Source organism: Spiroplasma endosymbiont of Panzeria rudis (genome assembly GCF_964019705.1).
Taxonomy (GTDB): domain Bacteria; phylum Bacillota_I; class Bacilli_A; order Mycoplasmatales; family VBWQ01; genus Spiroplasma_E; species Spiroplasma_E ixodetis_A.
Window position 1 is genome coordinate 1,081,868 of the sequence record NZ_OZ026460.1, and the last position, 13,354, is coordinate 1,095,221.

At 25.1% G+C, this 13,354-nt stretch carries 11 protein-coding genes; 8 read left to right on the forward strand and 3 right to left on the reverse strand.

Annotated elements, in window-relative coordinates:
- Positions 1 to 6: 6 nt before the first annotated feature.
- The 6 genes from AACK89_RS05985 (at position 7) to AACK89_RS06010 (ending at position 4,954) form a co-directional block, all read left to right on the forward strand.
- Positions 7 to 948 (forward strand): rolling circle replication-associated protein, encoded by a 942-nt coding sequence (locus AACK89_RS05985; protein WP_338977946.1) that lies wholly within the window; start codon positions 7 to 9, stop codon positions 946 to 948.
- A gap of 217 nt (positions 949 to 1,165) precedes the next feature.
- Complete coding sequence (locus AACK89_RS05990; protein ID WP_281748721.1) at positions 1,166 to 1,441, forward strand: hypothetical protein; 276 nt, start codon at positions 1,166 to 1,168, stop codon at positions 1,439 to 1,441.
- Positions 1,442 to 1,501: 60 nt separating this feature from the next.
- Entirely contained in the window at positions 1,502 to 1,705 is a 204-nt protein-coding gene (locus AACK89_RS05995) for a hypothetical protein (protein WP_338977949.1), read from the forward strand.
- A gap of 150 nt (positions 1,706 to 1,855) precedes the next feature.
- Complete coding sequence (locus AACK89_RS06000; protein WP_338977952.1) at positions 1,856 to 2,638, forward strand: hypothetical protein; 783 nt, start codon at positions 1,856 to 1,858, stop codon at positions 2,636 to 2,638.
- Between the two features lie 69 nt (positions 2,639 to 2,707).
- Positions 2,708 to 3,807, forward strand: a protein-coding gene (locus AACK89_RS06005; RefSeq protein ID WP_338977955.1) for an IS3 family transposase whose coding sequence is annotated in 2 segments (ribosomal slippage) — positions 2,708 to 2,951 and positions 2,951 to 3,807 — 1,101 coding nt in all. Because the reading frame shifts where the segments join, the coding sequence is not laid out codon by codon here.
- A gap of 47 nt (positions 3,808 to 3,854) precedes the next feature.
- Positions 3,855 to 4,954 (forward strand): IS3 family transposase gene (locus AACK89_RS06010; RefSeq protein ID WP_338977958.1). Its coding sequence is split into 2 segments (ribosomal slippage): positions 3,855 to 4,098 and positions 4,098 to 4,954, totalling 1,101 coding nucleotides; the frame shifts between segments, so codons are not numbered across the junction.
- A gap of 92 nt (positions 4,955 to 5,046) precedes the next feature.
- Here the strand turns inward: AACK89_RS06010 and AACK89_RS06015 are convergent.
- The 3 genes from AACK89_RS06015 to AACK89_RS06025 form a co-directional block, all read right to left on the reverse strand.
- Positions 5,047 to 6,285 (reverse strand): IS256 family transposase, encoded by a 1,239-nt coding sequence (locus tag AACK89_RS06015; protein ID WP_281749630.1) that lies wholly within the window; start codon positions 6,283 to 6,285, stop codon positions 5,047 to 5,049.
- A 210-nt stretch (positions 6,286 to 6,495) separates the two neighbouring features.
- Positions 6,496 to 9,453, reverse strand: a complete 2,958-nt coding sequence (locus AACK89_RS06020; RefSeq protein ID WP_338977961.1) for an AAA family ATPase — start codon at positions 9,451 to 9,453, stop codon at positions 6,496 to 6,498.
- Positions 9,454 to 9,535: 82 nt separating this feature from the next.
- Entirely contained in the window at positions 9,536 to 9,859 is a 324-nt protein-coding gene (locus AACK89_RS06025; protein WP_338977964.1) for a hypothetical protein, read from the reverse strand.
- A 404-nt stretch (positions 9,860 to 10,263) separates the two neighbouring features.
- Between AACK89_RS06025 and AACK89_RS06030 the strand changes: the two genes are divergently transcribed.
- Together AACK89_RS06030 and AACK89_RS06035 are read left to right on the forward strand one after the other, a co-directional pair.
- Positions 10,264 to 11,502, forward strand: coding sequence for an IS256 family transposase (locus AACK89_RS06030; RefSeq protein WP_281749630.1), 1,239 nt, complete (start codon positions 10,264 to 10,266; stop codon positions 11,500 to 11,502).
- A gap of 43 nt (positions 11,503 to 11,545) precedes the next feature.
- Positions 11,546 to 13,300 (forward strand): ABC transporter ATP-binding protein, encoded by a 1,755-nt coding sequence (locus AACK89_RS06035; protein ID WP_338977967.1) that lies wholly within the window; start codon positions 11,546 to 11,548, stop codon positions 13,298 to 13,300.
- Positions 13,301 to 13,354: the final 54 nt, after the last annotated feature.

Here is a 13,354-nt window from a genome sequence, read left to right on the forward strand (position 1 = left end):
TTATATATGCAACAAGATTTTTATATTAAAAAGGTTTTTTATGCTTGTTATGTAAAAAATATAGTATTGCCTATTTCATTTTTGACTAATATTGGAAATAAAAAAGGTAAATGTTATGTTGGTAATAAGCAAAAATTAAGAAATAGTACTGTTCGTACTAAAACTAATTTAATTCAAAAAGCATTACATAATTTTTATAATAGTAAAATGTTAAGTTTTGTTACTTTAACTTATAAAGATAATATGCAAGATGTTAAAAAAGCAAAAAAAGATATTGGTTTATTTTTTATTAAGTTACAAAAGTGATGAAATGACCCTAAACGTTTTCAACATTTAGGAGAATTAAAATATTTTTATGTTTATGAGTATCAATCTCGTGGTGCTATACATTTTCATATAATTTTTAATAGAAAGATACATAAAAGTATGTTAGCAGAATGATGAACTCATGGTTTTAATGATTTAAGAGTAGTTAAAAAAGGTACTAATGAATTTGTTATTAAATATTTAGGAAAGTATGTTACAAAAGCAATAGATGATGTTAAGTCTTTAAATCAAGCAGATGTAGGTGTAAAGGCTTATGCTTTTAGTCGTAATTGTAAAAATCCTATTGTAGTTCGTGGAATTAAAAAATTAACAATTGCAGATATAATTAAAGCAAGTTTTAATGCAACAAATGTATTTTATTTTAAAACTCAAAGAGATAGTAATGGTGATACTGTTATGATTGGTGGTATTATTGAAAGTACTGTTGTAAATGATTATTTTAAAGATTATGAAGATTATGAAAAATATGTATATTTAAGTGCTTTATCGTATAAGCATTATTTACGGACTAGCCAGATTGGTTATTTAATTCATAGGGATAAAGATGTTTTGACTTGGGTTGATAAAGTTTTTGGTAATAAAGTTGAAAAAATAGAATTTAAGAAAAAAGTTTTACATTAGAAAAAAAAGTAATTTTTTCTATAATTTTACTTGTATATATATATATATATATATATAATGCTTAATGTAAACTATATTTTAAATTTCTCGCAGAGTTTATAATTATAGTTTACATTTTTTATTTTTTTGTTAAACTAATTATAAGTAAGAATTTTACCCTATCTTACTTAATTCAAACTATAATAAAATATAGTTTTCTGCGAGGAGTTGATTTTTTATGTTTAAAGTTCAATTAGTTAATATTGAAAAGGGTCGTGTTATTCCCGATAAAAATAATAAAGGTCAAACATTGAAGTTTGATGTTTTGAAGTTTGTAGAAATAAATAAACAAACGAGTGTACCAACTGGTCAAACACGTGATAAATGATATAATCCGGAATTTGCTAGTGATTTTAATAATTGTTTATCTACTGTTGATTTAAAAGTTGGTAATTTTTATTCACTTGAACTTGATTTAAGCGGTAATATTAAAAAACTTTCTAATTGAAAATAGTTATTTATTAAAAGGGTAATTTTAAATAGTTATTAATATGTTAGGAGTTAATTTTAAATTATGGCTAAGAATGATAATTGTTCATGTGAGCAAGCATTTCATTTAGCAATTTATATATGTAAACTTTGTGACCAAGTTATTTGTCCTAAAAAAGTTTTACAAAACTTATATACTAGAAAATATTATTGTCCAAATTGTATATTAGATATTGCTTTAAATAAGACAATGAGACAACAAGAGAGTAAGTTTAATTATGAGACATAAGTGTAGTGATTGAACTTATGAACGAGTATATGGTTGTGAAATGTGTTACAGAGTTGCTAATGAAATGGAACGAATAAGAAAAGAGAATAAAAGAAAAAAGTAAAAATTAAATAAGCTCCTTATTAGTATATAAAGTAAGGAGTTTTATTTATGCCTAATGAATTAGAGCAAACTAGTAATTATACTTTAACTAAAATTTTAAGAACTGGATTAAGTCCATTAAGTGCTATGGTAGGTGTTAGTGCTTATTATGGTCAATATTTAAAAGAGTCAATTTTAGGTTCTATTAATTCTTTGTTATTTAGTAAAAAGTTAGGAATTGATATATGGAATATTAATCAAAGACCAACTACTAAAAATAAAGTTATTAATAGTTATAAAAAGATATTTTTAGGTTTAGGAACAATTGGTTTAATTAATTATGCTAAGTTTGTTCAGTATGTAGATAAGTCTGTGTCTTTATTTAGAGATGAGCCTTGTTTTTGGCCACCTTGCCCTACTGAACCACCTAAACCAACGTATCCACCATTTACAACTGTTAAACCGATAATTAATGTTCCTTTTATAGATTGAGATACTTATATATCTTTAAATAGTTTTGGTATAGCGAATGTTATTAGTGGTTTAACTGAGTTAATACCTAATAGATTTGAAACTATACGTAAAATAGCAAATATGGGTACTGGTGGATGTTTGATTAGTAGTGGTGTTGCTATGGGTATTAATAATAATTTTAATAATTATTTTGCTATTCCTACGATTATTGCTGGTGCAAGTGAGATTATTAATACTTTATTATTGCCATTGGGAAGTACACATAATAATACTGAATTACAAGAAGTATTTACAGATGAAAGAGCAAGATTGATTAATGGCAGTGTTAATGATTATCAAAGTACAGATGACGGTATGGTTGATGTTGATTTTGGATAGGTTACACTTTATTGGACACTAATTACGTAGACAAGTGAACAAATTAGTTAAAAGAAAGGAACTATAATTATGGCCAATATTAACTCATATACCGATGAATTTAAAAAACAAATAGTAGCTTTATATCAAAGCGGTAAGTCAGTGTCTTGTCTTGCTAAAGAGTACAATGTTACAAGAGCAGCTACTTATAATTGAATTAAGCAATTTACTAATTCAGGCAGTTTTAAAACTAAAGATAATCGTTCTATTGAAGAAAATGAATTAATTAAATTAAGAAAAGAATTAAAACAGTTACGAATGGAAAATGATATTTTAAAGCAAGCAGCACTAATAATAGGCAGAAAATAGAAATTATTGCTAAAAATAAAGTTAAATATAAAATTCGCACAATGTGTCGTTTTTTAAAACTTTCTAAATCAACATATTATTTTAATTTAAAGGAAAAAGAAAAAAAACAAAATAATATTTATGATGAAGCTGTTATTAGTGCTTTTAAAGAAAATAAAGAAGTTTATGGAACAAGAAGATTAAAAGTTGTTCTAAAAGAAAAGAATATTTATTTGTCACGCAGAAAAATTAAAGAAATTATGAATAAACATAATTTAATATCAAAATACACTAAATTATCATTCAAAAATCATCATAATAAAGTCAACGATAGTCAAATAACCAATATCGTTAATAGAAACTTTAATAATAGGCTTAAAAATGAAGTTATTGTTAGTGATTTAACTTATGTTCAAGTTAATGGTAAATGAAACTATATTTGCCTATTAATTGACCTATTTAACCGCGAAATTATTGGACATAGTGTAGGTACTAAAAAAGATGCATCATTAGTACATCAAGCATTTATGCACTCAAATCGTTGTTTAAAAGATATTCAAATATTTCATAGTGATCGCGGTAATGAATTTAATAATAAAATTATTGATAAACTTTTACTAGCATTCAATATTAATCTCTCTTTAAGCAAAAAAGGTTGTCCTTATGATAATGCTGTTGCTGAAGCAACTTTTAAAACTTTCAAAATTGAATTTATTAATGATAAAAATTTTACATCATTAATCCAATTAAAATTAGAATTATTTGATTACATCAACTGATATAACAACATAAGAATTCACAGCACTTTAAACTACTTAACTCCAGTTAATTATCAAAAATAAATGTCTACCAAAAAATAGTCCTAAAAAGGGTTGCCATTCCAATAATTATGGCCAATATTAACTCATATACCGATGAATTTAAAAAACAAATAGTAGCTTTATATCAAAGCGGTAAGTCAGTGTCTTGTCTTGCTAAAGAGTACAATGTTACAAGAGCAGCTACTTATAATTGAATTAAGCAATTTACTAATTCAGGCAGTTTTAAAACTAAAGATAATCGTTCTATTGAAGAAAATGAATTAATTAAATTAAGAAAAGAATTAAAACAGTTACGAATGGAAAATGATATTTTAAAGCAAGCAGCACTAATAATAGGCAGAAAATAGAAATTATTGCTAAAAATAAAGTTAAATATAAAATTCGCACAATGTGTCGTTTTTTAAAACTTTCTAAATCAACATATTATTTTAATTTAAAGGAAAAAGAAAAAAAACAAAATAATATTTATGATGAAGCTGTTATTAGTGCTTTTAAAGAAAATAAAGAAGTTTATGAAACAAGAAGATTAAAAGTTGTTCTAAAAGAAAAGAATATTTATTTGTCATGCAGAAAAATTAAAGAAATTATGAATAAACATAATTTAATATCAAAATACACTAAATTATCATTCAAAAATCATCATAATAAAGTCAACGATAGTCAAATAACCAATATCGTTAATAGAAACTTTAATAATAGGCTTAAAAATGAAGTTATTGTTAGTGATTTAACTTATGTTCAAGTTAATGGTAAATGAAACTATATTTGCCTATTAATTGACCTATTTAACCGCGAAATTATTGGACATAGTGTAGGTACTAAAAAAGATGCATCATTAGTACATCAAGCATTTATGCACTCAAATCGTTGTTTAAAAGATATTCAAATATTTCATAGTGATCTCGGTAATGAATTTAATAATAAAATTATTGATAAACTTTTACTAGCATTCAATATTAATCGCTCTTTAAGCAAAAAAGGTTGTCCTTATGATAACGCTGTTGCTGAAGCAACTTTTAAAACTTTCAAAATTGAATTTATTAATGATAAAAATTTTACATCATTAATCCAATTAAAATTAGAATTATTTGATTACATCAACTGATATAACAACATAAGAATTCACAGCACTTTAAACTACTTAACTCCAGTTAATTATCAAAAATAAATGTCTACCAAAAAATAGTCCTAAAAAGGGTTGCCATTCCAGTTTTCTTCGAGGCTTTTTAATAATCTGTGTATCTTTGTTTTACAAAGTTACTAATTTAGATTAATTCTGTCTTCAAATTTTATCATAAAATGAGCAATTGCTGTATTTCAATTTTGAATAGGCAATGTTCATTTTTTTGTTATATTTTCAATTGCCAAGTAAAATATTTTGAAAACTGCCATATCATTAGGAAAAACTTTTTTATTTCTGATGATTTTTCGTAATTGACTATTAACAGATTCAATAGCATTTGTAGTATAAATCACTCTTTTGATTTCTACTGGATAACTAATAAAAACCATTAAATTATCTCAATTTTTATATCAAGATTTAGTAATTTGAGGATATTGTTTATTTCATTTACTTTCAAACGATTCTAAAGCTTGCATTGCTTGTTCTTCACTACATGCACTATAAATTGGTTTTAAATCTGCAACTAGACCTTTTCGATGTTTGTATGAAACATATTTTAAACTATTTCTAATTTGATGAACAATGCATAATTGATGTTCTGTTTTAGGATAAACTGATTGTATTGCTTCTGACATGCCTGTTAAATTATCACTACAAGCAATAAGAATATCATTTAAGCCACGATTTTTCATTTCTGTGAAATTAGATAATCAAAACTTAGAACCTTCATTTTCACTAATTCATAATCCTAAAACATCTTTTTTGCCTTCTAAATCAACTCCTAATGCTATATAAACTGATTTGTTAATAATCCGTTTATCTTGTCGTACTTTAACTACTATACAATCAAAATAAACAATAGGATAAATACTTTCTAATGGTCGATTTTGTCATGCTTTAACATCATCAATAACATCATCAGTAATTTGACTAATAACACTTTCACTAATATCAGCACCATGATATAACTCTTGCAACTGCATTCTAATGTCAGATAATGTCATTCCTTTTGCATACAAGGAAAGAACTTGTTGATCAAAACCATCAAATCTTCTTTGCCTTTTAGGAACTATTACAGGAGTAAAATTACTATTGCGATCTCTTGGTACATCAATTTCAATTTTACCTTGTTGAGTTATTAATTTTTTTGAACTTGTACCATTACGAGCATTTTCAGTAGTACTATGTTGATTTTTTTCATATCCTAAATAATTTTGCATTTCAGAATTCAACATTTTTTCAACTAATCTTTTTGTTAATTCTTTATATAAACCGCCAGGTTTAAAAACTGTTGTTAAATCTTCAGTATTTTCTAGTAATAAATCTACTGCTTTTGATATTGGATCATTATTATTAAAGTTATCTTTTTTAGCCATCTGTAACTCACTCTTTCTAGTCATTTAATTATATTTACTAGAATTAATTAAACATAGTTATTTTTGTAAGTTACACAGATTACTAAACATTTCCTTTTCTTCTACATTTTTGTCTAAACAATCTTTTGAATCTGCCATTTAATTTTGCATCTTTCTATTATAGATTAATTTAAATTTAACATAAAAAGGTAGTTATTACTACCTTTTTAATTAAACAACATAATTAACATTTTTCACTGATTTATCGCTTTCAATAATTTTTTTAGCATCTGCTAATTTAATGGCTACCATTTTCGTAATTCCTTGATTTTGCATAGTTGTCCCATATAATACATCACAATTTTCCATTGTGCCTGGACGATGAGTAACAATAATAAATTGCGTATATTGTGAAAAACTACGAACATATCTAGCAAAACGTTCTAAATTAGCTGGATCCAATGGCGCTTCAACCTCATCTAATATTGTCAATGGCAATGGCTTGACTTTTAAAATAGCAAATAATACTGCTAATGCAACTAATGATTTTTCACCACCTGATAATAAGTTTAAATTACTAATTCTTTTACCAGGAGGATTAGCAAGCACTTCCACACCTGTATTTAAAATATCATCAGGTGATGTATATCGTAAACTACAAGTTCCTCCACCAAATAAAGTTTGAAATGTTTCTGGCAATACCATATTAATAGCTTTTATTGTTTCATCAAATTGCGTTACCATAACATTATCCATTTCATCAATAGCTGTTAACAACGATTGTGATGCTAATTGCAATTCATCATGTTTAGTTTTTAAACGTAAATAACGTTCATTTTCATTTTCAAATTCTTCAATAGCATTAATATTTACAAATCCTAAATCTTCAATCTTACTACGTAATTGTTGTACCAAATTACGTGCTTGTTGTTCATCTGCTAATGGTTCACTATAATGTTCTCTAGCATATTCATAAGTTAAATTATAAGTTTCAACTAAACGTCTTAAATGTTGTTCTACTTTTGACTCCATTTTTACTTGCTCAAGTTTTTGATTATTTAATTTATCACTAGTCATAAAATGTTCTTGATTTAAACTATATAATTCATTTTCTAAAGTTTGCATTTGTTCTAATAATTGATGTTTCTGTTTACGAATTAATTGTAATTGACTTTTTATTGTCGCTTGATCATATTTAGAATTTTCATATTGAATAAAAATATCATTTAATTGATTTGTAGTATCAATATCTAATTTTTTACCAGTCAATGTTTGATATTGAGTAGTTAATAATTGTGATTGATTAGTGATATCACTAATTTCACTAATCAATTTATTTATTGTTAAAGTAATTGTCAACTTTTGACCTTGATAATTATTTAATTCGCTTTCAATACTTGTTCTTTGGACATTTATATTAACTAATTGTTGTTCTAATGATTTAATTTCTTCTTTTAATTCAGAAACTATTAACTTTTCTTTAAAAACATTAATACTATTTTGATGTTGATAACCTCCAACAATAGCACCTCCAGCTTTAATTAATTGACCATCTAAAGTTACACATTGATATTTAGCAGCAATTAATTGTGAAATAACTCTTGCGCTTTCTAAGTCTTCACAAATAATAGTACGACCTAAAAGAAAATTAATAATCGGCTGAATTCTATTATCAACTGCTGTAACTAAATGATGAGCAAAACTTAAATAACCCGATTTGCTATTAACAATAATTTCATCTTCTTTAGTCGCTGTTCGAACTTGAATTGAATTTAAAGGTAAAAAAGTGGCAATTCCCGCTTTATTTTGTTTTAAAAATTCAACAGCCTTGGTTGCATCTTTGTTAGTCGCCGTAACAATGTTTTTTAAAGTATTACCCAATACTTTAACAATCGCTTCACTATAAAGATCGGGCACCGAAATTAAATCACTCACTACTCCAATGATGCCATATAGTTTATCTTTATTATTTAAAATTGTTTGAACACCCAAATATTTTTGATTTTGTCGTTGTTGATAATTAATTACCGATTCTAATTGTGCTTTTTTTTCGCCTAAACCACGATGAATATTATTTTGTCCTAAAATTAAATCTTGATGTTGAACATTTAGTTCTTCAAATAAATTATTAATTTTATCAAAATTTTCTTGTTCTTTTTTTTGTAAAAAAGTTTTTTGTTCAATAATAGTAAGCAAAGTTTCAATTTCATTTTTTAATTTTTCAACTTCTGTTTGATCTTTTATTTCACTTTGTTTTGTTTTCATTAATGATTTTTGTTGTTCTAAAACTTGCAATAAACTATTAACATTAGATAAATTCATTTCTAAACTATTAATGTTTTTATCTAAATCATAACTTTTGTTTTTTAAAAATTTTAATTGTTGTTCATTCTTACTAATATTTAAATTAAGTTGTTGTTGTAAAATTTCATTATCATTTATACTGACTGTTGTAAGTTTTAATTGATTATGATATGTCTCCAAATCTTTAACAATAATAGTAATTTCATATTTTTTTAAATTATCACGTAATTCAACATAAGTTTTAGCTTTCTGTGCTTGTTTTGCTAATGGTTCAATTTTTCTACTTATTTCACTAATAATATCATTAACTCGAACTAAATTTTCATTAGTACGCTCTAATTTACGTAATGACTCTTCTTTCCTCTTTTTGTATTTTGAAACACCCGCAGCCTCTTCAAATAAAGTTCTTCTTTCTTCTGGTTTAGAATCAGCAAATTTTGAAACATTACCTTGACTAATAATTGCAAGTGAACCTTTAGCTAAACCTGTACCCATAATAATTTCTTGTACATCTTTTAAACGAACACGAGCTTTATTAATGTAATATTCATTTTCTGAACTATTACGAAAAGTTTTTCTAGTAATTTGTACTTCATTAAAATCAACTTTAAATATTTTATTAGTATTATCAAAAACTAAAGTAACTTGAGCACTATTTAATGGCTGTTTACCTTTAGCACCATTAAAAATTATATCTTCACTATTTTCACCACGTAATGATTTAACTGATTGTTCACCTAAAACTCAACGAATAGCATCATTAATATTAGACTTTCCAGAACCATTAGGACCAACAATACCTACAATATTAGTATCAAATTCTATTGTTAAAGGCTCTGCAAATGACTTAAAACCATATGCTTCAATTCTTTTTAAGAATGCCATCTTACCTCACCTATTTTAAAATATATATTTATATTTTACCATGAATCAGTTTAATATTTATTGCTAAGATTTAGCAGAAATATTACTTTATTTGCATTATTATTTGTTCTTTAATTGTTTTATAATAAAATTTATTAATTCACAAATAAAATAATGTAGTACTAATAATAGTACTAATAATTAACATTATAACTAAGATACTATTAATTCATAATGAAATTCCAATAATTGAATAATTAAAGTTGAGAATATTATAAGGATAAATAAAATTTTTAACATCATTTGTTTGTAAAATGCTGGCTCTAATATAAATATAAGTTAGATAAATAACTACTAATATAAATTGTTTTTTAATATTGATATTAAATTTATTTTTTTTAAAAGTTAAAATTAAAAAAGTAATCATCAATATTGGTGATACTAAATGATCTAAAAAGGAACAAAATAAAGATAAATTATTCAATTTTCAAAATCAATTAAGTTCTAAATCTAACTTTGAAACACTATCAATAAATATCCCCACTCAAAAAATAAGGGCAGTAATAGTTATGTATATTGTTAAATTAATTTGACTATAAATATTAGTGAATCTATTTGTCTGCTCTTTTTGATGATAAATTAAAGAAAATAAAAACCAAATATTAACAATAAATATTGTTTGAGAAGACCAAAATGATAACATTATATCAAAGTTTTGTAATACTATAGAATTATAAGGAAATGTTTAGTAATCTGTGTAACTTACAAAAATAACTATGTTTAATTAATTCTAGTAAATATAATTAAATGACTAGAAAGAGTGAGTTACAGATGGCTAAAAAAGATAACTTTAATAATAATGATCCAATATCAAAAGCAGTAGATTTATTACTAGAAAATACTGAAGATTTAACAACAGTTTTTAAACCTGGCGGTTTATATAAAGAATTAACAAAAAGATTAGTTGAAAAAATGTTGAATTCTGAAATGCAAAATTATTTAGGATATGAAAAAAATCAACATAGTACTACTGAAAATGCTCGTAATGGTACAAGTTCAAAAAAATTAATAACTCAACAAGGTAAAATTGAAATTGATGTACCAAGAGATCGCAATAGTAATTTTACTCCTGTAATAGTTCCTAAAAGGCAAAGAAGATTTGATGGTTTTGATCAACAAGTTCTTTCCTTGTATGCAAAAGGAATGACATTATCTGACATTAGAATGCAGTTGCAAGAGTTATATCATGGTGCTGATATTAGTGAAAGTGTTATTAGTCAAATTACTGATGATGTTATTGATGATGTTAAAGCATGACAAAATCGACCATTAGAAAGTATTTATCCTATTGTTTATTTTGATTGTATAGTAGTTAAAGTACGACAAGATAAACGGATTATTAACAAATCAGTTTATATAGCATTAGGAGTTGATTTAGAAGGCAAAAAAGATGTTTTAGGATTATGAATTAGTGAAAATGAAGGTTCTAAGTTTTGATTATCTAATTTCACAGAAATGAAAAATCGTGGCTTAAATGATATTCTTATTGCTTGTAGTGATAATTTAACAGGCATGTCAGAAGCAATACAATCAGTTTATCCTAAAACAGAACATCAATTATGCATTGTTCATCAAATTAGAAATAGTTTAAAATATGTTTCATACAAACATCGAAAAGGTCTAGTTGCAGATTTAAAACCAATTTATAGTGCATGTAGTGAAGAACAAGCAATGCAAGCTTTAGAATCGTTTGAAAGTAAATGAAATAAACAATATCCTCAAATTACTAAATCTTGATATAAAAATTGAGATAATTTAATGGTTTTTATTAGTTATCCAGTAGAAATCAAAAGAGTGATTTATACTACAAATGCTATTGAATCTGTTAATAGTCAATTACGAAAAATCATCAGAAATAAAAAAGTTTTTCCTAATGATATGGCAGTTTTCAAAATATTTTACTTGGCAATTGAAAATATAACAAAAAAATGAACATTGCCTATTCAAAATTGAAATACAGCAATTGCTCATTTTATGATAAAATTTGAAGACAGAATTAATCTAAATTAGTAACTTTGTAAAACAAAGATACACAGATTATTAAAAAGCCTCGATGATAATGAAATTAAAAATAAAAAAAAGTGGTTTCTTAAGCGCAGTTATTAAATACTTTAAAAAATATCCACTACTTTATCTAATTGCAATACTAACCACTATTGCTTCTTCAATAATTTCAGTAATTATTCCTAAAATTACTAATATTTTTTTAGCTACCCCCGATGGTTTTCAATGAGAAAAAATTACTACTTTAGCTTATATTTTAATTAGTTTACAAATTGCATCAGGATTATTTATGTACTTTCGTAATTTAACAGGAAGCATCATTGGTGTTAAAGTTGAAATTGAATATCGAAATAAAGTTTTAAAACATTTACTAGATTTAGATATGTCATATTATGAAGATCGCAAAATTGGTGACACTTTAACAAAACTAATTAGTGATACTAGTGTTATTGGTGAAAATATGCAATCTATTCCTTTAACTATGCTTAGTTCAATTGTGACTTTTTTTGGTTCAATTTACGTTATTTTTTCTTTAAATTGACAATTATCATTAATTGTTTTAGGTATTGTTTTATCAATTTTAATAATATCAGTATTAAATGTTCAAATTATTCGTTATTTAAACTATAAATGAAGAAAAGTTTACACTGAAGTTAATGCTGATATTACTGATCGACTAAATACTATTACTTTAATTAAAAGTAATGCTACAGAAAAAAGTGAAAATAAAAGATTTTCTAATGAACATCTTAAATATTATCAAGCAGCAAAAAAAACTATTACTTTTGAAAGTTTTACTAGAGCATTACTAATTACATTACTAACAGGAATTAACATTGTTGGTTTAGTTGCTGGTTTCATGTTTGTAAGTAAACACATCATTAGTGTTTCAACACTAATTGCTTTTTTATTAGCAGTCAACACTTTAATTTTCCCAGTTATTCAAAGTATTCAATTCTTAGGTAATTGAGCTAAAACATCAACTTCAATTTTAAGAGTTAATGAAATTCTTAATATTAAACCAAAAATAGTTAATAAAGAAAAAGCCTTACCAGTAAAACAAATTACTAGTGATATTATTTTTGAAAATGTTAATTTCCGCTATGATGAAAAAGAAGACTGAATTTTAAATAACTTCTCTTTCACTTTTGAAAAAGGTAAAAGTTATGCTATTGTTGGTGCAACTGGTGTCGGAAAAACTACTATTTCTAAGTTATTACTACGTTACTATGACCCTGCTGAAGGAAGAATTTTAATTAATAATAATACTGATTTACGTGATATTGACTTAGCACAATACTTACATCATATTGGCTATATTGAACAAGATCCACAAATTTTATTTGGCACATTTGCCGAAAACATTAGTTATACTAAGCAAGGAGCAACTTTAGAAGAAATCAAAATTGCTGCAAGTAAAGCTAACTTACATGATTACATTGAACAATTACCTAATGGTTATAATACAATTTTAGGTGAACGTGGGATTAACTTATCTGGTGGTCAAAAACAAAGAGTAGCTATTGCTCGTATCTTTTTAAAAAATCCAGAACTATTAATTTTAGATGAAGCTACTAGTGCTTTAGATAATATTGTCGAAAAGGAAATACAAGCACAATTTAATAAATTAATGATTGGTCGTACTAGTATTATTATTGCCCATCGTTTATCAACAATTAAAACTGTTGATAAGATTTTAGTTTTAGAAAAAGAAAAAGGTTTAGTTCAAGTTGGTACTTTTGATGAATTAAAAGTTAAAGAAGGTCACTTTAAACATTTATATGAAGCTGGAATTATGGGGTAAAATTTTTAATGAACCATTAATATTCCCATATTTAAATTAAAAAATAAAATTAAT